Below are 25,659 nucleotides of genomic sequence, written 5' to 3'. Positions count from 1 at the left end.
GATCCGCAGCCGCTGAGCGCCAGCAGCAACATCAGCGCGCAGCCGGTCATTGGCAGCTTGGGTCGCGGCGTACCGTTGGCGCAGGGTTTCGTTTTCGGCGAGAGCATCGGTTTTCTCCTGGGTGCGCTGGGCGTCACTGGCAGCGGCCTTTTGCTCCGCCGCCTGCTGTTGGGCCAGGGCCTTGCTGGTCTGCGCAGCCCCGGCGTTGTTGATGGCGGTCAGGTCCGCCTGGTACCCCGCCGACTGCGCGGCCAGTTGCTTGCCGTAGCTGTTGGCCTGCCAGGCCCAGGCCACATAGAAGCTGCCGGCCATGAGTAACAGCACTAGGCCGGCGGCCACGGCCCACTTGATCGCGGTTTCGCTCATGCCAGTGCCCTACGCACGCCTTCCTCTACCTGGGCGGGCGTATACGGCATGTACCCCTCCTCTTGGTAAATGATGCCGGTGACCAGCCCGAGTAGCGTCTTGTAATCGCCGAGAATCAGCGGCGCGCCGGGCAGCACCACCATTCGTTTGGCCACGGCGGCAACGTAGGCCGCGGTGTTGTTCTCGTTGCCCGGAGCCCAGCGGCTGATGACCTCGGTGACCGTGTCGATGCCGGTCTTGCCGACACCTGGCATCCCGTCCTTGCCCCGATAGGCGAGGATCAGCTTGCCGATCGCGCGGATGCCGTTCTCGGCACAGTCGAACAAGGCGAAGCGAGGGTTTGGCACGCCTGCGGTCTTAGGCTCCAGGCCAAGCTGGCCTACCCAATTGTTGCGCGGGTTGAAGTCGATGTTGCCGGGGTTGTTGTTACGGACGCCGCGGGGGATGGCTGGCATGTACTTTTCTCCAGACGAAAAAAAGCCGCTCAAGGCGGCTGTTTGCATCGTTAATCGGTCAAGCCGGCAGAGGCGGCCAGGTGATGGTTGCCGGGTACCCGGCCTGGGTATCGATCTTGTTCAGGTCCAGCTTGTAGGCTGCATAGGTCTTGAACATTGCGGTATCGTCCGCGTCAAGCAGCCCGGCGATATAGGCGTCTGCCATGCCGGCCGTCTTTTCGTTCGCGGCCGCGAGCAACGCATCGCGCTGGGCAATGGCGTTGATACGCAGCTCGGCATCGGTGGGAGCCGGGACCACCGGCTCAGCGAAGGACCACGCCCCCTCCACCTCAACGGCCGTCCACCCGTAGACCGGCTCGGGAGTGACATCAGTGATGTCCGCCCAGACAAGATCGGGATGGAACATCTCGGCCATGTCCCCGTCCGTGGAGAAAATCTCAGCCACGGCGCCTTCGTAAATGCGTGCGTACGTTCGCATTATGCGTACTCCCAGATGATGACGATTCCCTGCGTTCCTGCGCCTCCGGCCAAGGCAGCCCCGCCCGCAGCCTGCAGCGCGCCGCTGCCACCGCCGCCGTAACCTGCCCCTGGATTGCCAGGGTTGGCACTTGCCCTGCTGTTGCCACCAGCCCCATAAACGGAAGATCCACCTGACCCCGAATACCCAGAGTTGGCCGAGATCATCACCCCGTTTTGCCCGGCCTGGCCTGGAGAGCCAACGATATTGGCCCCAACAGGGCCGGGGTTGCTCCCCCCGTTGGCGCTGACGATTGGAGCCGCCTGAGATGCGCACCCAACAGATGCGCCGCCACCAGGTGCTGCCAGGTACGAGCCGAAGCTGGTAGTACCACCGGAAATCCCGGCGTTAGCGCCGGCAGTAGGTGCTGCCCCACCCGCCCCAACTGTTACCAGCACCGGAACTGACAGGGCAGAAATTTGGTAGTAGCTCTTCCCGTATGCGCCCGATGAGCCACCACCCGACACGGCAGCCTGCCCAGTAGCCGGAGCGGCAACTCCCCCTGCGCTCGCGCCACCGCCTTGGGCTTCAACGACGATACTGCGCGTACCGGCTGTAGGGGTGTAGGAGAAGGTGCCGACTGCACCGAATACCTGAACGTTGATCAGTCGGCCCGCCATGGCATTACCGCCGGTCGCAGAGATCAGCACCCAGGCGTCGAGGTTGGCGGAATACTTCACCGTGAATCGACCGTTCACTACCAGCTCGCCACCAATCAGGGTGGCCTGTGCGAGGCTCACGATGGGCTTGGCCGTCAGGCCATTCGGGGAGAACGTACTGGCGCCGGTGTTGACGGCTACCGCGGTCGAAGTGAGGGTCAGGCCATCCTTCAGGGCAAGAATCGCGGGTGAATACGTGGCGATGTACGCATTGGCCGCCCCGCCACCAGTGGCGTAGTCCCAGCCCTGGGCCGAAAGCGCGTTCCACCCTGCGCCGCCAGTGTCAGGGTTGGCGGTATTGTTTTCTACGCTCGACACCCAAAACCCATCAAACCCAGTGCGCGCCAGCATCGCGCCTTTGGGGTAGCCACCTACGGAGGTGGAGAAAGCAGTGTCGTAGGTGTATTGACCACCAGCATTGGACCACCGCACCGCAGTAGTGATGGCATTGAGGATGCCGTTGAAATCCAGCCCGAATGGCGGAACACCTCCAGCGGAAATAGGCGTTCTCGTCAGTGGCGGGAAGCCGTCCGTGTATGAAGCGGCGCCAGGCGTGACCGAGATCTGGGAGGCAACCGGAATGGGGTTTTTGCCCCCGCCATTGGCAAACGGCGTTGGGGTGCGTGTCGGAAGGCCGCTAGTTTGCATTTTGAAGTCCCGAAGTGGAGAAGAAGACGCCCTGATCAAACGGCTGCAATCCAGCCTCGGCAAAGCCGAAGGTGGTTGCGGGGTCGATTTGCATGACAGAAACAAGGACGCCAGCAGAGCGCGGTACCGCGCCAGAGTTGAGCATGATGGCCAGCTCGACGTCGGAGAGGGCGAACTCGAACACGTAACGCACCTGCATGCCGCCGGTGTCCACTACGTAGCAGCGCCCCTCCCCGTCGAACAAATACCGAAGCAATTTGTTCAGAGACTGCGAGGTGCAGTCGGTGATATTGGCCAGGGCCTTGACCATGATCAGCTTGCGGTATGCATCATCCGCAAGAGTGAAGGTGGTGGTGGCCAGGGTGCCGTTGTACATGGGCGCCTGGTCAAACGGCTGGGCGCCAGTACTGGCTGTTGCCGCGGTATATGCCTCGTCGAAACCGAAATATGCTGGGGTAGTGGCGATCTGCAGCTCGCGCGAAACGTTGACGATCTTGCCCCACATATCCAGGCCAACACCGACAGCGGTGTCAACGTTCCAAATGATGCTGTAGAAGGCATCGATATCCGCGCTGGGGTCGATGTTCTGGTTGAAGAAGTCGATCAGACCGGTGATGGTCGGGCTGTTCGCGTACTGGCTGAGGATCGTGTCGGTATAGTTTTCCATGGCTCACACCAGGGTCACTGTGATGTTGCTGGCATCGAGCGTCGGACGCTGATCAATGCCCATGGTCACGGAGGTGCTTGCGCCTGGCGCTGTGGTACCCAACAGAATGCTGAGGATCTGCACGTTGGGGTTCGTAGCCGCCACACTTGCATAGAATCGACCCGCATAGATCGCTGACGCGATCCGCGCGCGGGTACCGCCATCGGTGCCGTTGAAAGCATCGATCATTGCCGCCTGGATAAGTGCAACGATGTTGGCCGGCATGTTCGCGTTGTTCACGACCTGCACGGCGAAGAAGATAGGCACCGCCGTGGGCGTGACCCAGGACACGGTGTATTTCGGGCGCGGCACTTCGTAGTTGGCGTCCTCCACGACCGCGCTGGTGGTGCCGTTGTAGTCGCAGCCGTTGGACTTCTTGCTCCAGATGGCCACGGCGATATCGGCTGCCGCGCCGCCGGAACACGCCACGTAGACGCTATGCGCAGCGACTGGGTAATTCGTTGCGCCGGTATTGACCACTACCCCTTTGGGGTTATCGATCACGTAGGCATCCAGAACCCCGTCAACGTCCAGCACTGCTGCATAGATGGCCTGCACAGAGTTCACGGCATTGGCTGCCACGGAGAGCTTGCGCCGGTACTCGAAGTCGGCCCGACTCTCCACGTCCACGCCTTCGGTCCCGGCCGTGGTGTTGGTGATCGTGTCCCAGCCCGTGACCTGGATGTAGATCCTGGTGAGCGCGCCCACGGGGCAAGCTATAGGCCCGGTGGTCTGGCACTGAAAATCGACCTGCACAGTACCGGCTGCCGAGATGGTGGCATCTGCCAGGCTGGCGTAGAGGTAGCCGTTCACATCCTGAGCCATGCTGCCGGATGGAATCACCGTACCTACCAGGCCCGAGCATGTTCCGGTCACCACCGTCCCACTGGCCGGCGTGCGATCAATGAAGTAGATCCGTCCAATCGCGTCTTGCCAGCGGCCTTCAGCCTTGTCCGGGTCGACGTTGTTCACGACCTCGGCAATCTGGTCGTTCTTGTCGCCGATGATGGCGGTGACGCTCTGGGCGAGTTGTCCCTGGGGGGACGACAGCGACGAGCTGACGCCGCCGCCGAACGCGGTATTGATGTCGGCCTGCACGCCTGCGAGAACGTCAGTTTCGTCGGGGATCGTCACCCCGGTATTGTCCAGGGTGAGTTGCGGAACAGCGGTGGTATAGGCCATTAAAAGGTCACTCCCGACTCAGTTCCGGTGGTGTCGATGATTTTGATCTGGCCCGTCAGCGCCCGCCCCTCCAGCGTCACGAACACCACCTCGACGCTGACCACGTTGGTGATGGTCATGGCGGCATCGATGATCTTCTGGCGCAGGAAGGACGGGGGCGGCATGTAGCCGAGGACCTTCTGGAAGTACGGCAGGCCCAGCGTTGTGTCGTACCAGCACTCGCTGGCGAAGGTGCGAACCGCGCTGGCCACGTCCTGGGCGATGGCATAGGGCTCGCCAGCCAGCGCAATATCCCCGGATGCGTCAAGCACCAGGTCCCAGGCGTCCTGGTCCAGCAAAAGGGTGTTGGGCATGGTTGTGCCTTTTTCTGGGCGTAAAAAAACCGGCTCATGGCCGGCTATCGGTATGCGAAGATCACCCCTTTTTACAGGGAGTGACTTATGAAAAGGCTATCGTTCGCGCTGCTCGCGGCTTCGCTGTGGGCCGCAATTTCTGGGGCAGCAACTCAGTCGGAGGAGGACCGATATCAAAACCCGCCAGAGCATCCGATACCCATAGATGCAGATGAGCTATTTCAGGCATACAAAAACAATCCAAAGCAGTCAGATAGCTTCTACAAGGGACACCTGATTGATATTTATGGAATTGCCAAAAAGCCGTATGGGCCGGTGGGTGATTACGTGCTGATATCGTTCCGGGTAAGTACAACGCCCAACCCCTATGGCGTTTTGGGTGTGCAGGCCAGCATCTCAAAAAAATACTCTGCCTTTTACAGCAAGATCGTAGCCGGAGATAAGGTGAGCATGATCTGCACTGGAGGCGGTCAAGACAAAAACGGCATGCCCTGGCTGCTCAATTGCCATCCTTAATTACTGAGGCAGGCCTGTAGAGCCAGAGCCTGGAGTAACCCCTGCGTGGGTGTGGGTTGCGCCAACGTTCACACCGTTATGGGTCAATGCCGAACCCGTGATCTTCACCACTCCGGCAAGGTCGATCTCTGGGGCCTGCACGCTGACCTTTGTGGGTGACACCAAGTTGATGCCGCCCTCGGTGAACTGGATGTACTGGGCGGGCGTGCCGTTGAGAAAGCCGCCCAAGTACAGGCCGTCAGCCATGTCGTGCCGGCGCAGAGAAGCAGGAGCAGCAGCAGCCTTGCTCGCGACCACAGCCGAGATGTCGCGGTCGCATATCGCGGCAAGACCAATGTCGCCGACCTTTGGGTCCATGATCACGGCGTCGGTACCGCCCTGGATGCGCATGTACGGCAGGTTGTGGATCTTGCCGGCGTCTATCACCGTTCCATCTCCGGCAATCCGCTGAACAAGAACCTGAACATCTACCAGGCCAACAGGAGATAGCCCTCCATCATTCGTGCAGCTAATTACTTGGACCAACGTGTTAGTTCTTGTCTTTGCCAGCGCCTGGCGAATGATGAATGATTGGGCGTTGAAGTCGTTGCCAGGCATCAAATCCATGACACCAACGGCTCCATCAGTTTCCTTTTGCGACATAAAAACCCGCCTTCGCTAGGGTTGCATAGGTAAACCAGGGGCCGCCTGGCGACATGGACGATATTTCGTGGTGCGATATCTGGCAGTACCAGTCATCTCCGCATGCCTGCGGTATGGAGCTTTGGACGGCAATATGGCGTCCGATCATAATGTCGGTGTTGAACTCAGCCTGCACATTAATACCAACACCTGAGAAAGTTGGATATCCCACAAGACCAGTTTGAGGGGACAATATTAGAGTTTGCTCGTCTCGCTTTCCGCCGTTCGGCCAGATTTCAACACGCCCATTACTTATATCGCAGTTGATGCCAGCATGCTTTGCTGCGTCCTTTATCTGCGCTATCGCCGAGCCGGCCAAATATGGGCTGGAAAGTTTTGCCGTAACACCATTATTCTTGAACGCATAACCCATTGAAGTGGCGAGACTCTGGATTATCGAAGCTACGTCAGTAGATCCGCTATAGCTATTTACAGCGACAGCTTTTACTTGCTCATAAAAACCAGCGTAAGCCTCAAGATTAAAAGAAACCTCTGGGGCTCCGCGATAATCCGTCCATGCGTTAGAAATAGTGCCCTGGAATACTTGCTCCCTACCGCTAAGATTATCGCCAGCAAAGACCGTTACAATATTTTTCCTCACAACGGTCGCGAGCAGCCCGAGCGTAGACAGCTTGCTCATCACGGATGAGCTCATGCCATAAGCCCGAAACTGGATAGAATTTAATGAATCGCCGGCCACATTATTGATCGAGGCTTCACAACGTAGACCGGTATAAAGCACCTCATTGCCAAGTCCATCACCAAACTCACCATCAGCGAGCCTGAAAGAAACATCAATGGCTCTAGACCTGAACGTCATCGCTATCCTCCAATCAGCATTTTTGCCGGATTTGCCAAGCATGCATCCTGGTACGACATGCCTGAAGCAGACGGATCGGAATACAGGTATTTGGGATTTTCGTAGATGGCCAAGATCGTCTTCCGATACCAGGCTGAGCGAACTTCATTTGGTGGAGCGCCGTATGCTTTCGTTTCTGACGTGACGGTCATGTCAAGCACGGTATTAGCTGCTACGCCAGCTTGCCGAGAAGCAACAACCTTCGCGACGAAATCACCCTGACTCGCGCAGCCTTCCTCCTTGGAAACCTTGTTTTTTCCATCAGCATGAGCAGCAGTTGCAGTGAAGAGCAAAGCACCAAATAAAATCACCATCCGTTTCATGTCGATCCCTGCATCAAAGGTCTGAAGCCTCAAGATACATCAGGATCCAACGGGTTCCGAGGGCCTCATACGACGGATCGTCGGACCCTTTTGTGTCGAGGAATGCCAGGTCACCCACAAGCCCCAGGTAGGACTGCTGCACCAGGCGCACCAGGTTCCGGCAGATGACCCCGCTGATGATCTTGGTGGCGTTCAGGTAGAGGTCCAAGTACATGCCCGTCGACTTCTGGTAGACGTTGATCTTGCAGTTCTGCTGGTTGAGGACGATGGAAAACGTCTGCGACGGCGTGGCGGTGAGCGGTATCACAAGCATGGGCTACCCCTTCAGTACGTTCAGGACCGTCGTTCCGGCGGTCTTGGTGGCGGCCCAGGCCTTGGCGAATATCGACTCCTGCTCTTTCGACGGGTCGGTCGTTTTCACCGATCCCACACTCACCGCATCAGCGCCAGCCGGCTGTGCCGCGTTGACGTAGACCCCGCTGGCGGTCACACGAACTTCCTGAAACATGGCATCGGCCGTGATCAAGGTCGCACCGTTGCGCGCTTCCCGGCGGTAGTCGTAGCTGACCAGATTGACGTTCACCAAAGAGTCGTCAGGTGTGACGATGGTGTACAGCTCAATCGAGTCCTGCAGGTACTTCAGCATGGCCAGGAACTGGTCCCGGCTCATGCTTCCGTTCCCCCCGCAGGTCATGCGAATGCGCAGGTCATACGGCATCTGCACCTTGTTGTAGGTGGAGAACGCCCCCTGCTCGATCGGGAAGGTTGCCAGCCGCGCTTCACCGCGGTACTCGAACGCGACGACCGAGTCGGGCTTGATGACCTGGGCGCCGTTGGCGTCCACGACCTGCCATGTGGGGGCCAGCAGGCCGTCCAGCAGGCCGAAATAATCCAGCCCCTGCAACTTGCCCATGATGCCGGTCTGCGCAAGAACGCCATAGGAACTGCGGCGCAGGTCCGGCACGCCAGGCAGTGGCGGGATATTGGGGAAATCAATCAGCGACATCAGCTATCCCCTGTGGCGGCCGGGCTGGTGAGGCCTCGCCGTTGAATTTCCGAGCCCATGTCCCGCGCGATACCGGCCGCGTCAGTTGCCCGGGTGTTGATTTCCATTCGCTGGATGGTCACATCCGTAGTGTTGCTGGCCACGCCGCTGAACGATCTGGCGCCCGCGCCAAGACGCACCCCTGCACGGATCTGGTCGTCGCTGACGTAGCCGGCGCCGTTTTCGTGGTTGGTAATGCCTTTGACGAGAGCGGTGAGCTGCGACGTGTCACCGAGATTTAGCTGCGCATCCACGCCCACGCCTACCGATTTCGCCAGGGCCTGCATGTATGCCGCCGTGTTGTTGCCGTCGCCGGCCGGCGCATATTTGTTGACGATAGTTCGGATGGAGTTCACGCCGCGCGAAGCATAGAGCTGCAACTGTTTCGCAAGCGCAGCAATACCAGCCTCCATGCTGGTGAACTTGGCAAACCGTGCGTTCGACCCGGACTCCAGCGTAGCGCCGTCCTGGCCCACGAAATTCAGGTTGCCCGGGTTATTGTTGCGCACCCCGCGTGGCAGCCGGGCGCCGCTGGGGGCGGCCGGCTGCTGCGGATCGGATGACTCAACAGTTGGCGCCTGCCCCTGTGGCGGTGCCTCCGGCTCGTCCGGGGTCTCGCCATCGCTTTCGCCCGTGAACAAGGCAGCGATCTTGCTGTACCTTTTCTTGAGGTAGTCCCAGGCACCCGTGAAGGCCTTGACCAGTGCAGCGGCTATGCGCGGCGCCAGGGTCTCGATGAGCTTCACCCAGTCCTGGAAGTACTTGCCAAGGTCCCCTGTAAGGTTGCGCCACGCCTTGCGGATATCGTCCGTGTTTCCGGTGAATACCGCCTTGAGGAGCTTGAAGTAGTCGATGACGATCTGGATAAATCCAGCCAGCAACGCCTTCATAGGCTCCAGCGTGCCCGCGAAGATCTGCTTGATCCCGTTGAACACGTTTGTGGCGACCTGGAACAGCTCGCCCAACTGCGTTTTGCTACCACTGGTCCACTTCTGCCACTCCCCCCACAGGTAGGTAACACCAGCCGACAGACCTGCGATCGCGCCCGCAATCAGGACGATGGGCCCCCAGATTTCGATTGTTGCCAGGGCGAGGGCTGCGGCAGCGCCAGCAGCACCCGCGAAGAACCCCACGATGACCTCGTGATGCTCGGACACCCAGTCCGAAAACTTGGTCAGCCAGGTAATGGCCACTTCGAGCGCTGGCGCCATCTCGGCGAAGATGGTCTGCCCAATTCCGCGCAGTTGCTGATTGAAGATCGCCCAGTTCTTCTGGGCTCGCCGCGCGGCGTCGACGCTGTCCTGGGTAATGCCGGAGGACTGGGTCATCTTGGCGACCAGTTGAGACAACTCCCCCCGGCCCTGGCGCAACAGGTTGATGGTGCCGTCATCCAACCCCAGATTGTGCCCGAAGAACAGCGCTTCCTGGGGCTTCATGCCTTTGAACTTGTCAGCCAGGTCCATCATTATCGCGCGGTAATCACGGACCTTGCCGGAACTATCCGAGAGCTCAATGCCCATCGAGCGGAAGTACGGGATAAGTGCTGACTGGCCAGTGGCCGCAAACTCCTGAATACCGCCGGCGATGTGCTGCAGCGAGCCGCGCACACCCTCTGCCGTGCCGCCAAACGCCTCGGCTGCGGTCCCCCAGCCGTCCAGCTCCTTGGCCGACATGTTCAGGTTCACGGCCAGGCGCCCAAGGGCGGCCGTGTCGTTCACGGAGTCGGTGAAAAATCCGCTCAGTCCCCGGCCAGCGGTGACGACGGCAAACAGCCCGATCAGTTCGCGCTTGATGGCCCCCACGAAGGCGGCGGCCTGCTTGCCACGAGCCTCCATTTCCTTGGCGGTCTTCTCGGCATTCTCCCGAAGTTTTTTCAGGCCAACGTCAACCTCCTTCTGTTCCTTCTGGTAATCACTGGCGTCCAGGCCGAGCGTCACGATCAGGGCGTCGATGATGTTCGCCATCAGGCCTCCTCGGCTTTTTTCGCGACGTTGGCGTTATGGGTGTCGACGGTGTTCACCTCCAGCAGCCCCCACATATCCTCAAGGCCGTAGACGGTATCGAGTTCATGCAGGGTGGCCAGGCGCGACGAGACACAGGTGGCCACCGTCCTCGGCATGTTCAGGTAGTCGACCATGCCGTACGGTTGGCGGCCGCCTACGCTTGGGCCAAGGTCGAGGGCGCGGCGGCCTTGGAAAAATCCGCGTGGAGCTTGAAGACAGCCATGCGGATCTTGACGCGGGTTTTGACTTCCTCGATGTCGTCCTCGACCAGGTCACGAACAACGCCGCGGTTGCCAGGATCAGGCTTGATGCGCACACAGGTGAACATCTCGTCCAGCAGCGGCTCGGCGTCCTTGTAGGGCAGCTTGCCGATCAGGCCCAGGCCCATGGCAGCGATGGCGGCAAAGCCGGCGTTCGCCACGTCGTCAGGCAGCTCAATGCCGTTGCTGGCCACGGCCAGGAACACGCGCAGCGCCCATTTCTCGGCCTGTGTGCACGGCATCTCACGCAGTTCGAACAGTTTGCCGAAGTCGCGACCTTCGTCTTCCACGCGGTATTCAATCGTCTTGCGAGCCATCAGATCACCGCCTTATCCGTTGTAGTCTTCGCCAGTGACGCTTTCCCAGGTGATCTTCCATTCCCGGGGCTGGAGGGTTTTCTTGGCATCCGGCAGAGCCTTGCCCTTGGTCAGCACACCGTTTTTCAGGGTGTACTTGCGCTTGATGCCGGGCAGGATGATGGTGGCATTGCCTGAGTACACGTCGGCGGCGGCCCGGCTGGTGTTGTACCAGGTCTCGAAAACGGTGTTCGACGGTGAATCCGGCATGATCGAGACCGTCATCGGCGTGGCCGAGTAGACGTAGCCAGCAGACATTTTGCCGTCCACACCCATGACGATTTCGGCGATATCGGCCTCGTCCACCGCGAACATCGCGTCCGCGGCGTAACCCTGGATGTTTTGAGGCGACGGGTACAGGTTGGTGATGGCCAGCGCGAACGCTGCGTTCGCAGAGGTAATGGTCGACATGTTATTGCACCTCGATGCTGGCTACAGTCAGTTTCTGGATGCTGCCGCCATCGGCGTAATACAGCGTGATGGGCGGGCTGGTACGTGCCGCACGTATGGCTGCGGTAGCCGGTACGATCTGCATGTAATAGCCCTTGGCGATGATCGTTGCGCTCACGTCGGCACCCACCGCGTTCTGGATTTCGGCGATCTGCGCAGAAGAAAGAGTGGTACCCGTGCGGATTGCGCCAAAGTTCAATGCTGCGATCAGCGGGTCCGCGCAGGCTGCCTCGACCAGGGCGTAACCAGCAGCGTTGTATGGCAGCGAGTTGACGGCCTGCAGAAGCTCGATCATCGCCCCCTGCAGGTTGGCGTTCAGCCACACCTGATTGATGTAGGAATCAGCCCAGTCCCAGTCACCCGAGATCGCCCCCGGATACATAAAGGTGTAGCCATCCTTCGCCGTGGCGTACGCACCATAGAAGTTGTAACCGTTCGCGATGAGGTTGGCTGCGTCGGTGGCGTCGGTGACTGAAGCGGACAAGCCGCTCTGGGAGCGGAACGCCAGGGTGGCCCGACCATTGAGGCGGTCGAAGTCCAGCGATCCAGCCCAGGCCAGCACGAAGGCGGCATGGGTGGCATTGCCGAATACCGGAATGCTGCCGCTGATGTTTGCGGCTTTCAGTGCCGCGCCCCAGGTAGCAGTGCTTCCGGAAGCCTTGGCGTTCACGTCGCTGTCCCAGCCAACGTAGGCGTAGCGGTCATTCTGGGCGTTGACCCAAGTGGAGAATGCCGTCTTATCTGCGGTCACTGGCTCCCAGGTGGTCATGAAGTTGACCCAGTTCTGCGTCACCTTCACTACAGCATTCATGAAGGTGGAGGAGATGCCGGCCACGGCTCCCTGACTGGTAACCGCGCCAGTGGCACTGGTAAGCAGCAGACTTGCGGCCAGGGTGCCAGTAGCGAACGAGATGGTGGACGCTGCGCCCGAAGTACTCGATGCAACGATGAAGGCAGACTTGATGGCGTCGAACGTGACCGGTACGCCCAGGGCGGTAGCCAGCAGGGTCGCAGCATTGCTGAAGCTGGTTGCAGCCGACAGCGATACCGATGCTGCGGTCTTAGCTACGCCATCCACGGTTACGGTCAGGGATCCGGTGAGAGCCTGCAACTGCGCCAGCGTCATCGACGCCAGCGACCCACTACGCAGATAAGCCGCCACAGGAGCCGCAGGGTATTGAGCGAAGAACAGAGAACCCGGGGTCTTGGTGCAGTTGTCGAAGCCGTCGAAGTAGATATCGGCCAGAGCCTTCTCGGTGGATGAGTCACCGAAGTAGGTGCCCACGTCGTCTGCCGAGGCGAAGCTCGGGACAGTGCCGATGGGCACATAGCCGCTCTGGGTAAGGATCAGGCCATTGATGTCCACGGCTGCGCCGGCAGCCGAGAGCACGCCAGGATTGACCTGGACAATCTGCGAAACGGGGATGGTCATTTAGTCAATCCTCGGGTGGAAAGGTCACGGCCACTTCGGCCAGGTTGATGACGAGTTGGTCCGCGTACTGCTCAGGGACGGCAATGACGGGGTTGAACTGGGCCACGAAGTCGAACGTCCAGCGCGGTTCGTACTGCTGCTCGCCGTTGATCATCGTGGTTTGGTGCGGCTCGCCCGCGTAGAGGGGCTGGATGTCGATGCTCGCCGCGGCGAACTGGTTGCAGGCATAGTCGGTGCGCACCAGGGCCGCCGTAGCGTTTGCCCGGTCCATCGCGCCCTCGCCGTACACGTCGATCTGCACCGTCCACTCGCTGGAGCGGGCGTGTTTGATGGAGCTGGTGGCAGACGAGCCGGTATCGGCCCAGATCTGCTTGTCCGTGGAAAGACCGGCGATCCGCAGCGTGGTCATGGTCGTGAACGGGCCCGTGGGCATCGGCACGCCGTTTTCCTGCGACCGCACCACCTCTCCACCAACGATGGGCAATAAAAAACCGCGCAAGGCGGTCAGGAGGTCTTCTTCGGTAACGTCTGCGGTGATCATGTCTTGGGCACCTGCAGGTTGATCACGAACTTGCACCAGTCGGGCCATTCTTCCAGGGGCTGGACGATCAGCCAGGTATCGGCGCCGATGATGAGCACGTCCCCACCCTGCTTCTTGGGGCGGTTGACGCCGTTGAAGTTGCCCTTCACGTAGGCGGCCTTGACGACGCCCTGCAGGTTGAGGCCGTCGATCTGTTGAAGGTCTTTGTAGCCGAGGGCCTGTAGCTGCACGCTCACGCCGGTATCGCTGTAGGTGGGCGTCCTGCTGCCAGAGCCTGAGGTCGTGTAGCCGGTACTGACCCGCATGGTGCCGGACACGAAGGGGTTCACCGTGCCGACCGCGCCTGAGACGATGCCGTGTAGGTTCACGTATCCACCTCGTAATCGACGCTGTTGAGCATGTGGCCGGTGTCCACCAGTGGGTTGTTGCCGGCCTTCTGGCGAAGCGTGGAAGCGGCGTTTCTTGGGTTATCCAGGTCTACAATCCTGTCTTGCAACTGCTTCTTGATGATCATGCCCATCGACTCCAGCGATGCCTGCACGTCATATCGATTCTTTACAAGCAACTTGGCGAGATCATCGCCCCACTCAGGTGAGAAATCACCAATGGTCTCTCGGAAAAACGGCCTTGAAGGAATCGTAATTTTGTGAGCTGGAATAACGACTTCCTGGGCAAAGTTAGATCTCTGAGCCCGAACGAATCGATGGCCAACATCACCGGTCCGCTCGTTCATCCTGAAATAGACGGTCTGGACGCGCTCGGGAATGTCTATGGTGCCCCCGAATTCGTTCACCGCAGCGACCATTGGAACGGAGGTTCCGTCCGGATAGGTCGAGCCTTCGAGGAATCCTACCTTCAGGCCGCTGGACTTCGTAAGACTCTCGGCGATCCCTTCGAGGTATTTCTGGAGCGCCTCGCCACCGGCCATTCCACCGTCCGCCATGGCGAAACCCTCACGCTGGGTATGAGCGCCCGGGGAAATACCGGAAGCTACGAAGATTGACGGTCGCCTGCCAGTAGGAGGCGCCGTATTTGGTTTGCATGAACCAGGCAGCCGAGCCGGCGACGGCGCCCATGTCGGTGGTGACCGACACGGAGCCCTCGGTGGCGCTGTTGATCCTACCCACAAGGGGAGAGGCAGCCTCGCCATTTGTCCCGGCGTTCAGCGCTGCGACGTGCGCCACCAGCATATTCAGCAGCAACGCGCGCTTGGCCACGTCGGTTACGGGGCTGCACTCGGTGTTGTTGAGGTACACGGTGGCTTCGTCGAAGTAAGCCTGGAGCAGCTCATCAGATACCGTCGCGAACTCCGGGTAGCGAACCCGGAAGCTCGCCACGTCGAAGACGACGACACCCATGGGTCACTCCTTGTCGGCTGGCTTGATGCCAGGCGCCGGGGCGTCCGGGTTCAGGCCTTCCAGGCCGGTTTTCTCGCCGGCCTTCTCGGCTGCTTCAGCCTTGACGCTACGCTCGCTGGTGTTGGCGAAGATCAGGCCGCGCTTGACCGGCTCGAAGTCGGCGAAGTCGATGAGCCACTGCTCGAACGCAGCCTTGTCGACTTCGCGGGTCAGGCCGTAGCCGCCCGCCAGGTCAGTGGAGTTGTTGCCGTTCAGCACGACAGTTTTGCCGCCCATGACCGTTTCCAGGCCATGGGGCAGCTTGCAGCCCACGATTACGGTGTCAGCCATGGTTCAGACCCCCAACATTTGTGCGATAGCCAGAGGCTGTTTGATGATGGCACCCCAGGTGCCGCCCGACTTCTTCTGCTTCCAGGCCGACAGGTCGGTCACCACCGGGTGGGCGCGCATCTTCTCGGTGAAGGCGCAATAGCCGGTGTCCTGCCCGTCGATGTTGTCGACGATCAGTTGAACCAGTTCGCCCGAGGCGGTGCTGTACTCAACGGCGGTTTCAACGGTCAGGTTCGGGAAGTTCTTCTTGAGCTGGTCCGAAACGTTCACGTTGTACTGGTTGGTCTTGGTCAGGTTGACTTCGGAAGTCGGCGACATGCACAGCTTCATCGGCGCGTCACGCTCAACCAGGCCTTTGGTCTGGCTGATCAGCTTGGCGTACAGCAGGCCGCTGATGTCGGCGTAGATGGCCGCGCCGTCCTTGGTGGCCCAGGTAGTGCCGCTGCCGGTACCGGTGGCGCCCGGGGTGACCGGGGCACTGAGGTTCGGGTCGTTCAGCAGGCCGTAGTTCTGCAGGCCGGCGATGCCGAAGAAGTACGACTTGTTCTGGAACTTGTTCAGCGTCAGAGCGCTGGACACGCTCAGCTCGGCCGCGTAGCCGATGCGGGCCAGGCCGTACATTTCCAGCTCTTTCTCGCCCCAGCGGGTCACGGTCTGGTAGCCGTAGCTCTGGCGCGGCACCCAGTTCACGTTCGCGTTGATCGACCCGTTGTTGCTGTAGTCATCGTACGAACTGACCTCACCGGTCGCTTCCACGATGGGGAATTGCGCGGTCAGGGTGGTCCAGTCGCCCTTTTTGGTCTCGCCGAAGATGACCGAGGCCTTCATAGGCGTCACGACGACGCGGATCAGTTCCGGGTCGACGTAGTTAGCCAGGTAGGCCGGGATACCGGCGTTGCTGACGGTAACCATGGTCGGCTGGGCGTCCATGGCAAGGTTGAAGTCGCGCGCGTACTCCGGCTTGAGGTAAGCCGCAGTCTGAGCCAGATGGACGCCGTACTCGTGCGCCACCTTGATGAAGTCTTTTTCCATGATCAGCTCCAGGTGCCGAATTTGATGAGTTCGCCAGCAGCGGCAGCGCTCTGAACGACGAATTTGGTCTCGACGAAACCGGTCACGGTCGCGCCAGCGGCGCCGGTGGCGATGGTGCCGTCGGTGATCGAGGCGAAGACCTTCTGACCGATAGTGGCCGCGGTGGTCGAGCGGCCCCAGAAATCGCCGGCGGACATCAGTGCCATCTGCAGGCCGGCCGGGATCAGCATCGAGCTTGCGCCCAGCCACTGGGTGATGACGGCCTGCTGGTGGCGGTGCACGAAGCCGGTAGGAGCGCCGGTGGTCTGCACGTTGGATACCACGCCTGCGGCAGTTGCCCAGGCGAAGCGGCCCACGGTGACGCCTGCAGAGCCAGCAATCAGCGCGCCCTCACCGGCCACAACCGACGCATAGGCGTTGGCGCTGGAAAAATCGCCTTCGACCGCCGGGGCCGGGGTTTGGTTGATTACGCTTTGGAAGCCCATGGCTTAGTACCCCTTCTTCAGTTTGCCGGCGGTTGGGAACCGGGTGGCGAAGTCTTCGTCAGCCTTGGCGTCCAGCGCGATGCGCGGGGTCGGCTTGGCGGTTGCGGTGTTGGCGTGCATGCGCACCAGGGCGCGGTAGGCCGAGGGGTGCACACCAGTCACGTCGACACCGGCAGCGTCCAGGGCCAGCTTGTACACGGCCTCGGCCGAGTCCTGGGCAACCACGGAACCGATCAGGGGGCGGACCTCTTCCTCGGCGGCGCGGATGTCGTTCATGCGCTTGATGGTGTTGCGTTCGACGGCCTTCAAGGCAGAGTCCATGGCCTTTTTATCAGCCTCTTTTTTCTCTTCCTCCTCTTCGTCTTGAGCTTTCTTTTCAGCCTCCGCCTTCTTGCGCTCCTCCTCCTCTTTCTCCTCGTCCTCGGCCTTTTTCTTCTTGTCCTCCTCGTCATCCTCGTCATTGGCGTTCGGATCTTTCGGATCGTCAGCCTCGTCGAGGGCGAATTTCAGCGACTTGGCCAGGGCAGCCACGTCGAGCTTGGCATCCGGGAACGCCAGCGCGGCATCCTCGGCCAGCTTCTTGACGGTGGTCGGTTTGGCAAACAGCGCCCGGAACGTGGGAAGCGCGCCATCCTGAGCGAGCTGCGGCTGCAGGTGGGCACCGAGTGCCGCGCGTGCGGCGGCGGCTTGGCTCTTTTTCATGGGGTGTAGTTCCTCAGGTAGTGAATCGCTGACGAGGACGTCAGCACCGGCACGGCCCACAGGGACCAGAGCCACATGGTTGCCCACGATTTCGGTCATGCGACCGTCGTACGGCACGCCCTCGTAAACGCCGGGCGTCATATCCGCGACGTAGCGATACGCCGAGGAGAGTTCTCGCTGCTCGCCGCTGCGGATACCGGCGATGGCTGCCGACTCCCAGATGACGAGGCTGTTGTCGAGGTAGGGGTCAACGAACGCGGCATCGGTGCCGGTCGAGCCCACCACCGACTCTTTCTGCGGGTCATCCGCGCTGACCGCGATGTGCTTGTTCAGCAGCGGGATGTTGTTGAAGGTCGCGGCGCCCTTGGCCAGTTCGCCCGGGTCGCGCAAAAGCTGGTAGATCCGATCAGGGTCAAGGCCCAGACCCTCACAGTTCGGAATTTCCCGCCCGTAGTAGGGGTTCACGGCCGCCTTGCTGATGTGGCTGACCTTGACGTGCAGGCGCCCGTCGACGTCGATCAGGCGCATCGTGGCCCGGTCGAATGCCAGGATTTCAGGTTTCATGAAGTGTTCTCAGTCGAGGCCGGGGATAACCGGGGACCAGGTGCATCGGCAGTTGATCTTCTCGCCCGGCATGATCCATTCGTCTTCGATGAACATGCCCTTGGCGAGGACGAACGTCTTGCCGCTGGCTTGAACGTGGGAGTGGCGCGGCACCTTTCCGCCGCCGCTATGCCGCCAGACGCCCTCCTTGATGCCCAAGGCTTGCTGCCTGGCACTCTGCATGGCGGAGGTCGCCTTGTTGTTCTGGTCGCGTGCGATGAGCGCAGCGCGACGCTTGGTCACGCCATACCGCGCCTCCAACTCCTTGGATAGGCTGCCCAGGTCCCGGCCGCGCTGGACGGAGCGCATCACCAGACCCTGCACATCGGCTAGGTGCTCGCTGGCAATGGACCTGATGAGGCCCACCTGCTCGCCGATGCAGCCCTGATACACGTCGTTCATCTCGGGTGTCATGGTGAACTTCACCGTGGCACCGGCTGCCTCCATGGCGTTGCGCAGCGAAACGTCGGAGTTGCCCAGGGCGCGATCGGCGAAGCGCTTGCCCAGAGAGTCGGCGATGTCGTCAAACTTGCCCTGCCAGCGCTTGGCGAGCTTGCCCATGGCCTTGCGCATCATCATCGCCGGGCTGTCGTCTTGGGCCAGGCCATCCGCGAGCCCTGCGGCCCGGTAGTTGGCCTTGAGCCAGAACACCAGCGAGTTCTGCATTTCCTTGATGGCCGCGTCCAGTTGCTTGCGGTACCACGCCTGGACGCCAGCGTTAGGCCTTACCGGACGAAGGATCGTCGGTTGGATCGTCATCGTCATCCTCCAGCTCGTTATCGACCTCCTCGTTCAGTTCGAGGGACTGATAAGGGCTATCAGGATCAGCAGCCACGCGCTCACGGGCCTCATCGGTCGTGATGACGTTGGAGCCGATCAGCACCGCATCGGTGTCAGCCTCAAGCTTCCTGACGTTCGCCTGCTCAAGCTCGGACATCTGGTACAGCGGCTCGAACATGAAGTCGATGTCTGGGTCGATGTCGCCGAACAGGGACAACTGAGCCAGGTCCAGCACGCGCTTGAGCGGCGCGCGGAACAGGTTCTCCTGCAAGGCGTGGATGCCGTCATAGAACACGCGAATCTCGCCGTCGCTGGAGGCATTCAGGCCTGAAGGCGTGATACCCAGAAGCTTCACCAGTGGGATGCCACAAATGGAAGCCTGCTGCTCCTGAGCCTGCGCCTGGAGGGCATCCAGGCCGCTGAGCGGGGTGTTGAACTGGAAGAACTCCTCGTTCGTTTTGTCCAGCATCATGACGCCGCGGTTGTCGCGCATCTTGTTGAACAGTTCGGCCCGGTCGAAGATGCTCGTCGCGTTGTCACCGGAAAGGGCTGCCGCCATGTCTATGGCCAGGCCAGACGTGGAGAACGAGTGCACCATGTCGCCCACGCTGTTGCGCGTGCGGAGCCAATTGTTCACGTATGGCTCGGCGATCTGGATCAGCGACAGGCCGCCGAAGTTGTAAGCCGCCTTCAGCATGTCGGGCACAGGGCGCGAGATGAAGGTGAGGATCCGCGACTTGTGCACCATCTTGGCCATGACGTACCAGCCGTCAGGCTTGTAGAAGGTCGGCGACAGTGGGTTGTCGGCGTTGTAGGTCGTTGGGTAGGTCCACACCGGCTCTACAGAGCGCAACGCCACCAGCGAGCCCTTGGGCACCTTGGCGGGGTCGAGGAAAAGTTGAGTGTTCAGTTCCAGCGGGTCGTCCGAAGCCATCGCACCGCTGGGCACCTTCATCTCGGTGTAGATCTGGCCGCGCCCGAAGTAGCCGTCGTTCTCGGCGGCCAGGCGAAACACCTCGCGAGTGTTCAGGCGCTTCAGCTCAGCGTCGAGCTGGTCAAGGCGGTCGGTCTTGTCGTCGTCACCAACGCAGCGCAGGCTGATCCACTTGCGGGTCATCTCCTCGGCGATGGTGGCGACCATCTTGCGGTATTCGGGCATCAGCGCGAGCTGGGCCAGGTACGGGTAACCGGGGAACGCCTGGTAGCCGTACTGGTAGCCCACGGCGTTCAGGTACTCGTAGGGCGCGCTGTCCATGGCCATGAGGTTGGCTTTCTGGTCAGCGGGCACCACCCCGGCCGGCGGCTCGTACTTGGCGAACTCGGCCGGTGCCGGCTTGGCGCTGGCCTGGGCCAGGAGCGTGGTGTTGATCTTCATCTTCGCGCGCTCGGGCTCGCTCACCACCGGCTCAACAGGCGCAGGCGCTGCCTTCTTCTTCCAGAACATCAGGCGCGCCTCAGTAGGTCTTCGGAAATGCGCATAGGCGCCTTGTGTGTTGGGCTGAAGCACATGACGAAGGCATCGGCCAGGTTTGGGGATGGCACTGCCCCCCCTTCGCGGTTCGGCTTGGCAAGGTCCTTCTTGCTCTCGACCTTCACCCGCCCGTTGCCGTCGTAGTCGCGGCGCGGGGTCGATAGCTCGTCTATGAGCTTGTCCAGTTTCGGGCAGTCGCTCGATATGCTGATCAGCTCGTCATCCCGGAACTTCTCGCCATTGCGGATGGCGTTGAAGGTGTTACGGAAGCGGTCGGCCACCAGCCACCAGGTCTGCGCCTTGATGTTGGCGAACATGTCGCCGTTGGTGATATCTGGCTTCTGATAGAGCTTCTCGGGCATGTGCACGGCCGCGCCCGCATTGAACTTCTCGTAGCGGATGGGGCTAGGCTTGCCGTCGTTCAGCTCCTTGAACTTGGCCCCGGCCGTGGCGCCGACACCGATGGAGTCGTATAGGATCGACGCTCCACGGTCCCTGGCTGCGCTGTAGGTGCGCGTGCAGGACTTGAGCAGTTCGTCTTCCTGGGCCTTCCACTCGTCCGCCCATTCGACCACAGAGCCGTGGGCTGCCACGTTGGCGCACAGGTCGTTGCCGCTGTCAGCCACGTCGAATCCGATGCGCTTGAAGCCCGAGGCATTGAACCCCAGCACCTTGTGAGCGTCGATGGAAGCCTGAATCCAACTGCGCTTGATGATCACCCCGTCATCGTCGTCCCGTGGCTCGCCCAGGTAGATGTGGGCGTGCTCTTCGGGATCCTCGATCTGTGCCGCCTCGATCACGTCGAGGATCGTGCGACTGAGGAACGGGTTCTCGGTGTAGTTGATCTTGCGCACCACCGTCTTGGGCGGCGGGTTGACCACGAAGCGCTTGTACGTGAAGTCGGTCGAGAGCTTGGGGTTGAAGATCACCCAGACCTGCGAGTGCTCTTTCCGGATGGTCGGTTCGAGGATCTGCCACTGGCCCTCAGTGAGGTTGTGCGCCTCCTCGATCCACAGCACGTCCACGCCTTCCAGCGACTTGATCTCGTCGATGTGACGCCACAGGCCGTAGAAGATGAACTCGCTACCGGTGCGCTTGTGGATGATCTTCGCGTCGAGGATCTTGAACTGAGAGGTCAGACCGAAACGTTCGATCTGCGCCTTGATCAGGGTGTAGACCGACTCCTCGATCTTGTTCTGGAACTGGCGGGTACACAGGAAGCGCACCTTGTAGTTGGACGCCAGGAATACAGCGAACCCGGCGGCGTCCCATGACTTCGACGAGGACCGGCCACCGTACAGCACACGGTTGCGCGCTGGCGTTGTCCAGAACTCGCGCAGGCAAGGGTTAAGCGTCGCTCGCGCCGAAGTCTCCATAGAAATGTCCTAAGCCTGCGGGCGCCTTGCTCTCGTCTTCTGGGTTGGCGTCGATGCTGTAGGCCTGGCGCTCGAGGAGGACGAGGTTCTTCAGCGTCTCGCCCAGCTCCTTGAGGGTCTTGGTACGGGACGGGAGCGTCGACATCTTGTTGGCCAGGGCCAGGACTTCTGCCATGTCACCCGCCTCGTCATCGTCACGCAGTTGCGCGATCAGCTCCTTTAGCGTGCCCTGCTCTTCCGTCAAGCCTTCCAGTTCATCGAACAGCAGGTTCGCCAGCCGACGCGCCCGGCCAATATCAGCCCGATGCGCCATGCGGATGTTCGCGATGACCTGGGCGTTCGCATCGACGATGCCACGCTCAGTTGCCAGAGTTTCCTTGGCAACCTGCGTGGCAACCTCGGCTTTGGCAACCAGTGAATCAGCCTTGGCCTTGATCTTCGCCTTGAGGTCTCGCTCCCAGCTTCCGGCCTTGGCCTTCTTCTGGATGGCAGTGTGCGACACGCCACAGCTTGCCGCGATCTCCCGCACCGAGAGCAGGCCGGCCCGGTAGAGCTGCTCGATGCGCTCCCAGTCGGGTGTCTGCTTATCGGTCATGGAAATCACTTATTGGTTGGAGCCCGAAATAATGGGCATGCTCTTCAGGAAGCGTCTGGATAATGTGCTCTATGGCTTCAATCACCTGGCGTTGGAGAGGAGTCTTGACGGAACAAGACAACCAGAATTCGGTGCCTATTGTGCGGCCACCAACATCGAAGCTCGCGATTACGCCGCAGCCCGTATCAGTTGGCACGCAACGCCAAAACCACTTTCCAGCCATGGCCCCTCACTTGGTCAGGTCACCAGCGCTGTAGTCGCCAGTGGTGTCGGCTTGGCCCGATGCCACGGTGTGCAGGCTCAGCAGCACGCCCAGTTCGCGGGCAATGGCCTTGTGCTCTTCTTCCAGGGCGCCGAGCAGGGATGCAAACACGTCCTTGGCCTTGGCGTGATCGGCGGCGTCGATGGCCACTGCATCTGCTGTCGGGGTATGAACCTCGGGCAGCGCATCGGAGACGACGTGCGAGCCTTCGTCGTTCGTGGCGTCAGACACCACAGCATCAGCAGGCGCTGGATCAGCAGTGGGATCAACTTCCGCTGCCGGGGCATCTGCCACAGGCTCAGCTTCAGCGACTGGCACCACTTCAGCGGCAGGCGCCTCGGCAACTGGGGTTTCTTCAACCGCAGCAGTCGGCGCCACGTTTTCGTCACCCGCATTTTGTGGCGCGGATTCTTCCACCAAGGTTTCGTCAGTCATGTCCGTCTCCTCAGAGGGCTTTCTTGGCCAGGGCGATGGCGTCGTCCCACACAGCTTCCAGGTCGTGGCCCAGGGCGGCCAGGATGGACTTCAGGGTGTCGGTGTCCACTGGGGTGGCAACCACGGCCACCGGCGCCGGCTCGGCAGCGACAGCCACCGGCGCAACCACTACGGCAGCAGGCGTGGCATCGGCAGCAGGGGTTTCAACTACGGCAGCGGCTTGAGTTTCATCGGTCATGACAGTGTCCTTCTTGAAGAGCCCGGCGAACCAGGCAGTGATGGAATAGAGGTGGTTCCGAATGCTCATGGGTGATCTCCCGGCGGCGGGCCTTGCAGCTTCGATTGCTGAACTACCCGGGCCACGGCCACGGCACAGCTCAGGCCCATGTTCACGCAGGCGAACACCAGGGGGTTCACCGTGCCCTGGAACACCGACCAGGCGGCAGCCGCGGCATTGAGCACGGCGCCGGCCGCAGCGATCTGCACGCTGCTCATGCGCCAACACTTGCGCCATTCAGGGATGAGCTTCATTGGGCGTGACCTTCGCGGAGGGCAGTTTCTCGAGGCTTTCGGCATAGCTTTTCCACCTGGCGGCGTCGTTGAGCGCATCGCGCAGGCGTTTGGATTCGGGTGGGGCGTCACACGAATGGCTGGTGAAGCGGTAAACCGTCGTGTGGGTTTCGACTGGTTTGGGGGCGATCGTCGGCTTCTGGGCGCACCCGGCAAGCAGGAGGACGATCAGCAGGCGCTTCACTTGGGCCGCCCGCTGAGCACGCCGCTCTTGATGCTCTCAAGGATGGCGGCGATCTGGTAACCCTGGCCCTGGCTGGTGCTGCGCAGGGTGTCGACGATCTTGTCGTTGGCGTCAGCGCGGCGCTCCAGGGATTCCAGTCGCTGGAGCGCCAAGGCCTGATTGGTTTGGTAGTTGCTCAGTTGAGCCTGCAACGAGGTCAGGGTGCTGTTCACGTAGGTGAAGGCTCCCAGCGCGCCCGCGCAGATCAGGGTCTGCATGACAGGCACTATGACCTTGAACGCGGTGCTGTCAGCTATTCCGGCCATAGGGTCTGTCCATTTCGAATAAAAAAGGCCGGATGGGGACGGCCAAGGTCGCAGCGGAGCAGCAGCGATGAGAAGTCTGAGGCCCTGATGAGGGCCAGTAGGTCCGCATGTGCGGGCACTTGGCGTTGGTTGGTCTGGCTGGCATTCCAGGATTCGAACCTGGGACCGCCCGGTTAACAGCCGGGTGCTCTACCGCTGAGCTAAACGCCAAAACAAACAGCCCCTACAGCACACCCAGCTCGGGGCTATGGGTGTGGAGGGGCTGAAAACGAAAAACCCCGCTCGATGGCGGGGTTCTGGTGAGACGTTTTTGCCAGAGGCAAAACTCTAATATGGCGAAATGATGCCCGTACGCCGACAAAACGTCAAGCGGCTTCTTTCATCGCCGAAATTGCCATTGAAACAGGGGCCAGAGCGGCCTTGTCGAGCTGGTTGCAAGCATCGAAACACCGCTCCACAAAGTCGCCCCAGTCGCGGGCCCATTGATCACCCACAATGGATACCCCGTGCACCGCCAAAATCCACAGGCGCATCTTCTCGGCCGTTGGCAGCGGGTCCACTCCTTCGCTCTGCCCTCCCTGGTGCAGGCGCTGGTAGCGAAGCACCACGGCCTGGGCCACGTGCCGAGCTTTGGCGAACTTGCGCGCGGTCATCTTCGGGCCGGCGTTGTACGCCCCCAGGAACACCAGCTCCTCCGCCTCCTCCTTCTCGTCGATGCTGGCCATCGGGCTGTACATGAAGTTGCCGAAGGCCTGCAGGTGGCCGGGCAACGTGGCAATGGCGTGCTGGATGCGAGCCGACACCGACTGGTGCATGGCGTGGCGGCTGGTCACCATCTTCTCGGTCTTCTGCACGGAGCAACCCAACAGGCCGATCTGTTCGACGTGGGCACCCTGGCTGTCCCATGGGGTGTAAAGGGCATCGTGCCAAGCCAGGCGTGCGCTGTTCAGTTTCATCATTCCCCATCCCCCATTGCAAAATTCACTTTCGGTCCTTCATGCGCTGCTGCATGCGGACATTCACCACCAACAGGCCGCAGATGCTGAAGATCATCAGGGTCAAGAACAGGTTCGCAATCATGCTTGGCGCTCCAGGCAGAACCAGGCGAAAACGGCAACCATCACCGCGAAGCGGCACAGGTCGACCAAGTCGATAAATTGGCTCATGCGGCCTCCTTCTTCAGCTCACGGAGCTTGGCGCGGTACTCGGCGGTTATGGCCTTGAGTTCGTCGATCGTGTACTTGCGCACGCTCTGATCGGCCTCCAGTGCCTCGACCGCCTCCAGGCCGATGCGGGCGATCAGGCCAATCCGGTAATCAACGGCATTGCCGGAAAGGAATCGGTTGTCCTGCTTGCTCTGGGCGTGGCAGTTGCGCTCATCGAACCTGAGGTGTGGCGCGGCACCGACGCTGCGATAGTGACCCGCATCTACCGCGTTACCGGTCCAGTCCAGAGGGTTGCCGCTGCTGATGCAGGCGTGGCCGGCTAACTGGTCACGGGCACGGATGTACGCGTTGAAGGCGATCTGGGCCTCGCGGAGGTATTCCCCACGCGATTTCAGCTTCTCCTTGCGCACCTTGATCTCGCGGCGCTCGCGGTCGGCGATGGCCTTGCGGGCCTTCGGCAAGTTCTGGTCTTTGGTCGCCAGCGCGCAGGCCGGGCTGCATACGGCCTAGCCCAGGCGCTGGGGAGTGAAGGTCGAGCCGCAGGAGGTGTTGCGGCAGCGCTTGGGGCGCGGCGGCTTGGCGGCAAGGCTCACAGAAGCACCCCCTGATTCAGCTCGGCAGGCGTCCAGCCAGTGGCGTAGGCCAGGGCCAGG

Annotated in this window: 36 protein-coding genes, 1 tRNA gene and 1 pseudogene; 1 reads left to right on the top strand and 37 read right to left on the bottom strand. The window is 61.0% G+C overall.

Going from position 1 to position 25,659, the window contains the following annotated elements; translation table 11 throughout:
* The 7 genes from QBK88_RS23500 to QBK88_RS23470 all read right to left on the bottom strand — a co-directional run.
* Positions 1–366, bottom strand: a 366-nt coding sequence (locus QBK88_RS23500) for a lysis protein (RefSeq protein WP_277963916.1), incomplete at its 3' end; no start/stop codon positions are given.
* Positions 363–821: a structural protein P5 gene (locus tag QBK88_RS23495; RefSeq protein WP_277963915.1), complete on the bottom strand. Its 459-nt coding sequence runs from the start codon at positions 819–821 to the stop codon at positions 363–365. The genes QBK88_RS23495 and QBK88_RS23500, both read right to left, overlap by 4 nt.
* Before the next feature lie 58 nt (positions 822–879).
* Positions 880–1,236 (bottom strand): tail fiber assembly protein, encoded by a 357-nt coding sequence (locus QBK88_RS23490; RefSeq protein ID WP_277963914.1) that lies wholly within the window; start codon positions 1,234–1,236, stop codon positions 880–882.
* 62 nt (positions 1,237–1,298) lie between these two features.
* Complete coding sequence (locus QBK88_RS23485) at positions 1,299–2,645, bottom strand: glycine-rich domain-containing protein (protein ID WP_277963913.1); 1,347 nt, start codon at positions 2,643–2,645, stop codon at positions 1,299–1,301.
* Positions 2,635–3,312 (bottom strand): DUF2612 domain-containing protein, encoded by a 678-nt coding sequence (locus tag QBK88_RS23480; protein ID WP_277963912.1) that lies wholly within the window; start codon positions 3,310–3,312, stop codon positions 2,635–2,637. Before QBK88_RS23480 ends, QBK88_RS23485 begins: the two co-directional genes overlap by 11 nt.
* Positions 3,313–3,315: 3 nt before the next feature.
* Positions 3,316–4,533: a baseplate J/gp47 family protein gene (locus tag QBK88_RS23475; RefSeq protein WP_277963911.1), complete on the bottom strand. Its 1,218-nt coding sequence runs from the start codon at positions 4,531–4,533 to the stop codon at positions 3,316–3,318.
* Complete coding sequence (locus tag QBK88_RS23470; RefSeq protein ID WP_277963910.1) at positions 4,533–4,886, bottom strand: hypothetical protein; 354 nt, start codon at positions 4,884–4,886, stop codon at positions 4,533–4,535. Before QBK88_RS23470 ends, QBK88_RS23475 begins: the two co-directional genes overlap by 1 nt.
* Before the next feature lie 87 nt (positions 4,887–4,973).
* On the opposite strand from QBK88_RS23470, the gene QBK88_RS23465 reads away from it, so the two are divergent.
* Positions 4,974–5,402, top strand: a complete 429-nt coding sequence (locus tag QBK88_RS23465) for an OB-fold protein (RefSeq protein ID WP_277963909.1) — start codon at positions 4,974–4,976, stop codon at positions 5,400–5,402.
* Here the strand turns inward: QBK88_RS23465 and QBK88_RS23460 are convergent, their stop codons facing one another.
* The 30 genes and pseudogenes from QBK88_RS23460 to QBK88_RS23315 all read right to left on the bottom strand — a co-directional run bounded on the left by QBK88_RS23460 (position 5,403) and on the right by QBK88_RS23315 (position 25,599).
* The gene (locus QBK88_RS23460; RefSeq protein ID WP_277963908.1) at positions 5,403–6,044 is read right to left on the bottom strand and encodes a Gp138 family membrane-puncturing spike protein; all 642 of its coding nucleotides are present in this window, start codon (positions 6,042–6,044) and stop codon (positions 5,403–5,405) included. It lies immediately after the preceding gene.
* Positions 6,025–6,945 carry a baseplate hub protein gene (locus tag QBK88_RS23455; protein ID WP_277963907.1) on the bottom strand — a complete coding sequence of 307 codons (921 nt, stop codon included), beginning with the start codon at positions 6,943–6,945 and terminating at the stop codon, positions 6,025–6,027. Before QBK88_RS23455 ends, QBK88_RS23460 begins: the two co-directional genes overlap by 20 nt.
* Entirely contained in the window at positions 6,906–7,265 is a 360-nt protein-coding gene (locus QBK88_RS23450) for a hypothetical protein (RefSeq protein ID WP_277963906.1), read from the bottom strand. The genes QBK88_RS23455 and QBK88_RS23450 overlap by 40 nt, the downstream gene beginning before the upstream one ends.
* Before the next feature lie 13 nt (positions 7,266–7,278).
* Positions 7,279–7,578: a phage baseplate plug family protein gene (locus QBK88_RS23445; protein WP_277963905.1), complete on the bottom strand. Its 300-nt coding sequence runs from the start codon at positions 7,576–7,578 to the stop codon at positions 7,279–7,281.
* 3 nt (positions 7,579–7,581) lie between these two features.
* On the bottom strand, positions 7,582–8,271 hold the full coding sequence (locus tag QBK88_RS23440; protein WP_277963904.1) for a phage baseplate protein: 690 nt from the start codon (positions 8,269–8,271) through the stop codon (positions 7,582–7,584).
* Positions 8,271–10,274: a phage tail tape measure protein gene (locus tag QBK88_RS23435; RefSeq protein ID WP_277963903.1), complete on the bottom strand. Its 2,004-nt coding sequence runs from the start codon at positions 10,272–10,274 to the stop codon at positions 8,271–8,273. The genes QBK88_RS23440 and QBK88_RS23435 overlap by 1 nt, the downstream gene beginning before the upstream one ends.
* Positions 10,274–10,447, bottom strand: coding sequence for a hypothetical protein (locus QBK88_RS23430; RefSeq protein ID WP_277963902.1), 174 nt, complete (start codon positions 10,445–10,447; stop codon positions 10,274–10,276). Before QBK88_RS23430 ends, QBK88_RS23435 begins: the two co-directional genes overlap by 1 nt.
* Before the next feature lie 20 nt (positions 10,448–10,467).
* Positions 10,468–10,890 (bottom strand): hypothetical protein, encoded by a 423-nt coding sequence (locus QBK88_RS23425; protein ID WP_277963901.1) that lies wholly within the window; start codon positions 10,888–10,890, stop codon positions 10,468–10,470.
* Positions 10,891–10,902: 12 nt separating this feature from the next.
* Positions 10,903–11,340: a phage tail fiber protein gene (locus QBK88_RS23420; RefSeq protein ID WP_277963900.1), complete on the bottom strand. Its 438-nt coding sequence runs from the start codon at positions 11,338–11,340 to the stop codon at positions 10,903–10,905.
* Between the two features lies 1 nt (position 11,341).
* A complete protein-coding gene (locus tag QBK88_RS23415) occupies positions 11,342–12,811 on the bottom strand; it encodes a DUF3383 domain-containing protein (RefSeq protein ID WP_277963899.1) in 1,470 nt (489 codons plus the stop codon).
* 4 nt (positions 12,812–12,815) lie between these two features.
* Positions 12,816–13,352, bottom strand: coding sequence for a phage neck terminator protein (locus QBK88_RS23410; protein WP_277963898.1), 537 nt, complete (start codon positions 13,350–13,352; stop codon positions 12,816–12,818).
* Positions 13,349–13,720, bottom strand: a complete 372-nt coding sequence (locus tag QBK88_RS23405) for a hypothetical protein (protein ID WP_277963897.1) — start codon at positions 13,718–13,720, stop codon at positions 13,349–13,351. The genes QBK88_RS23410 and QBK88_RS23405 overlap by 4 nt, the downstream gene beginning before the upstream one ends.
* A complete protein-coding gene (locus QBK88_RS23400; RefSeq protein WP_277963896.1) occupies positions 13,717–14,280 on the bottom strand; it encodes a hypothetical protein in 564 nt (187 codons plus the stop codon). The genes QBK88_RS23405 and QBK88_RS23400 overlap by 4 nt, the downstream gene beginning before the upstream one ends.
* Positions 14,281–14,305: 25 nt before the next feature.
* Positions 14,306–14,710, bottom strand: coding sequence for a DUF4054 domain-containing protein (locus QBK88_RS23395; protein ID WP_277963895.1), 405 nt, complete (start codon positions 14,708–14,710; stop codon positions 14,306–14,308).
* 3 nt (positions 14,711–14,713) lie between these two features.
* Complete coding sequence (locus QBK88_RS23390) at positions 14,714–15,040, bottom strand: hypothetical protein (RefSeq protein ID WP_277963894.1); 327 nt, start codon at positions 15,038–15,040, stop codon at positions 14,714–14,716.
* A 3-nt stretch (positions 15,041–15,043) separates the two neighbouring features.
* A complete protein-coding gene (locus QBK88_RS23385) occupies positions 15,044–16,072 on the bottom strand; it encodes a DUF2184 domain-containing protein (RefSeq protein ID WP_277963893.1) in 1,029 nt (342 codons plus the stop codon).
* Between the two features lie 2 nt (positions 16,073–16,074).
* The gene (locus tag QBK88_RS23380; protein WP_277963892.1) at positions 16,075–16,557 is read right to left on the bottom strand and encodes a structural cement protein Gp24; all 483 of its coding nucleotides are present in this window, start codon (positions 16,555–16,557) and stop codon (positions 16,075–16,077) included.
* A gap of 3 nt (positions 16,558–16,560) precedes the next feature.
* Positions 16,561–17,823, bottom strand: a complete 1,263-nt coding sequence (locus tag QBK88_RS23375) for a DUF2213 domain-containing protein (RefSeq protein ID WP_277963891.1) — start codon at positions 17,821–17,823, stop codon at positions 16,561–16,563.
* Between the two features lie 9 nt (positions 17,824–17,832).
* Complete coding sequence (locus QBK88_RS23370; protein ID WP_277963890.1) at positions 17,833–18,621, bottom strand: phage minor head protein; 789 nt, start codon at positions 18,619–18,621, stop codon at positions 17,833–17,835.
* On the bottom strand, positions 18,581–20,086 hold the full coding sequence (locus tag QBK88_RS23365; RefSeq protein WP_277963889.1) for a phage portal protein: 1,506 nt from the start codon (positions 20,084–20,086) through the stop codon (positions 18,581–18,583). The genes QBK88_RS23370 and QBK88_RS23365 overlap by 41 nt, the downstream gene beginning before the upstream one ends.
* Entirely contained in the window at positions 20,086–21,489 is a 1,404-nt protein-coding gene (locus tag QBK88_RS23360; protein WP_277963888.1) for a PBSX family phage terminase large subunit, read from the bottom strand. The genes QBK88_RS23365 and QBK88_RS23360 overlap by 1 nt, the downstream gene beginning before the upstream one ends.
* On the bottom strand, positions 21,461–22,084 hold the full coding sequence (locus QBK88_RS23355) for a hypothetical protein (protein WP_277963887.1): 624 nt from the start codon (positions 22,082–22,084) through the stop codon (positions 21,461–21,463). Before QBK88_RS23355 ends, QBK88_RS23360 begins: the two co-directional genes overlap by 29 nt.
* Positions 22,085–22,313: 229 nt before the next feature.
* Positions 22,314–22,781: a hypothetical protein gene (locus tag QBK88_RS23350; RefSeq protein WP_277963886.1), complete on the bottom strand. Its 468-nt coding sequence runs from the start codon at positions 22,779–22,781 to the stop codon at positions 22,314–22,316.
* Between the two features lie 10 nt (positions 22,782–22,791).
* Complete coding sequence (locus tag QBK88_RS23345) at positions 22,792–23,088, bottom strand: hypothetical protein (protein WP_277963885.1); 297 nt, start codon at positions 23,086–23,088, stop codon at positions 22,792–22,794.
* Complete coding sequence (locus QBK88_RS23340; protein ID WP_277963884.1) at positions 23,085–23,312, bottom strand: DUF7940 domain-containing protein; 228 nt, start codon at positions 23,310–23,312, stop codon at positions 23,085–23,087. Before QBK88_RS23340 ends, QBK88_RS23345 begins: the two co-directional genes overlap by 4 nt.
* The gene (locus QBK88_RS23335; RefSeq protein WP_277963883.1) at positions 23,296–23,535 is read right to left on the bottom strand and encodes a hypothetical protein; all 240 of its coding nucleotides are present in this window, start codon (positions 23,533–23,535) and stop codon (positions 23,296–23,298) included. The genes QBK88_RS23340 and QBK88_RS23335 overlap by 17 nt, the downstream gene beginning before the upstream one ends.
* Entirely contained in the window at positions 23,532–23,840 is a 309-nt protein-coding gene (locus QBK88_RS23330) for a hypothetical protein (RefSeq protein ID WP_268143307.1), read from the bottom strand. The genes QBK88_RS23335 and QBK88_RS23330 overlap by 4 nt, the downstream gene beginning before the upstream one ends.
* A gap of 135 nt (positions 23,841–23,975) precedes the next feature.
* Positions 23,976–24,050 (bottom strand) — tRNA-Asn (locus QBK88_RS23325).
* Between the two features lie 155 nt (positions 24,051–24,205).
* Positions 24,206–24,799, bottom strand: coding sequence for a hypothetical protein (locus QBK88_RS23320; RefSeq protein ID WP_277963882.1), 594 nt, complete (start codon positions 24,797–24,799; stop codon positions 24,206–24,208).
* 203 nt (positions 24,800–25,002) lie between these two features.
* Positions 25,003–25,599, bottom strand: a pseudogene (locus QBK88_RS23315) (recombination protein NinG).
* Positions 25,600–25,659 lie beyond the last annotated feature (60 nt).

Source organism: Pseudomonas sp. RIT-To-2, from assembly GCF_029623465.1.
Lineage (GTDB): Bacteria > Pseudomonadota > Gammaproteobacteria > Pseudomonadales > Pseudomonadaceae > Aquipseudomonas > Aquipseudomonas silvicola.
Note: the sequence above shows the minus strand (reverse complement) of the source record. Positions and strands in the feature narration are given on the sequence as shown.

Excerpts from the sequence above, each read along its gene's own strand:
- QBK88_RS23345 (WP_277963885.1), bottom strand. The coding sequence starts at position 23,088 with ATGAGCATTCGGAACCACCTCTATTCCATCACTGCCTGGTTCGCCGGG.
- QBK88_RS23410 (WP_277963898.1), bottom strand. The coding sequence starts at position 13,352 with ATGATCACCGCAGACGTTACCGAAGAAGACCTCCTGACCGCCTTGCGC.
- QBK88_RS23375 (WP_277963891.1), bottom strand. The coding sequence starts at position 17,823 with ATGAAACCTGAAATCCTGGCATTCGACCGGGCCACGATGCGCCTGATC.
- QBK88_RS23450 (WP_277963906.1), bottom strand. The coding sequence starts at position 7,265 with ATGAAACGGATGGTGATTTTATTTGGTGCTTTGCTCTTCACTGCAACT.
- QBK88_RS23400 (WP_277963896.1), bottom strand. The coding sequence starts at position 14,280 with ATGGCCGGTGGCGAGGCGCTCCAGAAATACCTCGAAGGGATCGCCGAG.
- QBK88_RS23390 (WP_277963894.1), bottom strand. The coding sequence starts at position 15,040 with ATGGCTGACACCGTAATCGTGGGCTGCAAGCTGCCCCATGGCCTGGAA.
- QBK88_RS23350 (WP_277963886.1), bottom strand. The coding sequence starts at position 22,781 with ATGACTGACGAAACCTTGGTGGAAGAATCCGCGCCACAAAATGCGGGT.
- QBK88_RS23440 (WP_277963904.1), bottom strand. The coding sequence starts at position 8,271 with ATGTCGCTGATTGATTTCCCCAATATCCCGCCACTGCCTGGCGTGCCG.
- QBK88_RS23395 (WP_277963895.1), bottom strand. The coding sequence starts at position 14,710 with ATGGGTGTCGTCGTCTTCGACGTGGCGAGCTTCCGGGTTCGCTACCCG.
- QBK88_RS23460 (WP_277963908.1), bottom strand. The coding sequence starts at position 6,044 with ATGTCGCAAAAGGAAACTGATGGAGCCGTTGGTGTCATGGATTTGATG.
- QBK88_RS23415 (WP_277963899.1), bottom strand. The coding sequence starts at position 12,811 with ATGACCATCCCCGTTTCGCAGATTGTCCAGGTCAATCCTGGCGTGCTC.
- QBK88_RS23480 (WP_277963912.1), bottom strand. The coding sequence starts at position 3,312 with ATGGAAAACTATACCGACACGATCCTCAGCCAGTACGCGAACAGCCCG.
- QBK88_RS23485 (WP_277963913.1), bottom strand. The coding sequence starts at position 2,645 with ATGCAAACTAGCGGCCTTCCGACACGCACCCCAACGCCGTTTGCCAAT.
- QBK88_RS23475 (WP_277963911.1), bottom strand. The coding sequence starts at position 4,533 with ATGGCCTATACCACCGCTGTTCCGCAACTCACCCTGGACAATACCGGG.
- QBK88_RS23370 (WP_277963890.1), bottom strand. The coding sequence starts at position 18,621 with ATGACGATCCAACCGACGATCCTTCGTCCGGTAAGGCCTAACGCTGGC.
- QBK88_RS23420 (WP_277963900.1), bottom strand. The coding sequence starts at position 11,340 with ATGTCGACCATTACCTCTGCGAACGCAGCGTTCGCGCTGGCCATCACC.
- QBK88_RS23355 (WP_277963887.1), bottom strand. The coding sequence starts at position 22,084 with ATGACCGATAAGCAGACACCCGACTGGGAGCGCATCGAGCAGCTCTAC.
- QBK88_RS23385 (WP_277963893.1), bottom strand. The coding sequence starts at position 16,072 with ATGGAAAAAGACTTCATCAAGGTGGCGCACGAGTACGGCGTCCATCTG.
- QBK88_RS23330 (WP_268143307.1), bottom strand. The coding sequence starts at position 23,840 with ATGGCCGGAATAGCTGACAGCACCGCGTTCAAGGTCATAGTGCCTGTC.
- QBK88_RS23365 (WP_277963889.1), bottom strand. The coding sequence starts at position 20,086 with ATGTTCTGGAAGAAGAAGGCAGCGCCTGCGCCTGTTGAGCCGGTGGTG.
- QBK88_RS23470 (WP_277963910.1), bottom strand. The coding sequence starts at position 4,886 with ATGCCCAACACCCTTTTGCTGGACCAGGACGCCTGGGACCTGGTGCTT.
- QBK88_RS23380 (WP_277963892.1), bottom strand. The coding sequence starts at position 16,557 with ATGGGCTTCCAAAGCGTAATCAACCAAACCCCGGCCCCGGCGGTCGAA.
- QBK88_RS23465 (WP_277963909.1), top strand. The coding sequence starts at position 4,974 with ATGAAAAGGCTATCGTTCGCGCTGCTCGCGGCTTCGCTGTGGGCCGCA.
- QBK88_RS23425 (WP_277963901.1), bottom strand. The coding sequence starts at position 10,890 with ATGGCTCGCAAGACGATTGAATACCGCGTGGAAGACGAAGGTCGCGAC.
- QBK88_RS23430 (WP_277963902.1), bottom strand. The coding sequence starts at position 10,447 with ATGGTCGACTACCTGAACATGCCGAGGACGGTGGCCACCTGTGTCTCG.
- QBK88_RS23455 (WP_277963907.1), bottom strand. The coding sequence starts at position 6,945 with ATGCTTGGCAAATCCGGCAAAAATGCTGATTGGAGGATAGCGATGACG.
- QBK88_RS23495 (WP_277963915.1), bottom strand. The coding sequence starts at position 821 with ATGCCAGCCATCCCCCGCGGCGTCCGTAACAACAACCCCGGCAACATC.
- QBK88_RS23320 (WP_277963882.1), bottom strand. The coding sequence starts at position 24,799 with ATGATGAAACTGAACAGCGCACGCCTGGCTTGGCACGATGCCCTTTAC.
- QBK88_RS23435 (WP_277963903.1), bottom strand. The coding sequence starts at position 10,274 with ATGGCGAACATCATCGACGCCCTGATCGTGACGCTCGGCCTGGACGCC.
- QBK88_RS23360 (WP_277963888.1), bottom strand. The coding sequence starts at position 21,489 with ATGGAGACTTCGGCGCGAGCGACGCTTAACCCTTGCCTGCGCGAGTTC.
- QBK88_RS23445 (WP_277963905.1), bottom strand. The coding sequence starts at position 7,578 with ATGCTTGTGATACCGCTCACCGCCACGCCGTCGCAGACGTTTTCCATC.
- QBK88_RS23340 (WP_277963884.1), bottom strand. The coding sequence starts at position 23,312 with ATGAAGCTCATCCCTGAATGGCGCAAGTGTTGGCGCATGAGCAGCGTG.
- QBK88_RS23490 (WP_277963914.1), bottom strand. The coding sequence starts at position 1,236 with ATGGCCGAGATGTTCCATCCCGATCTTGTCTGGGCGGACATCACTGAT.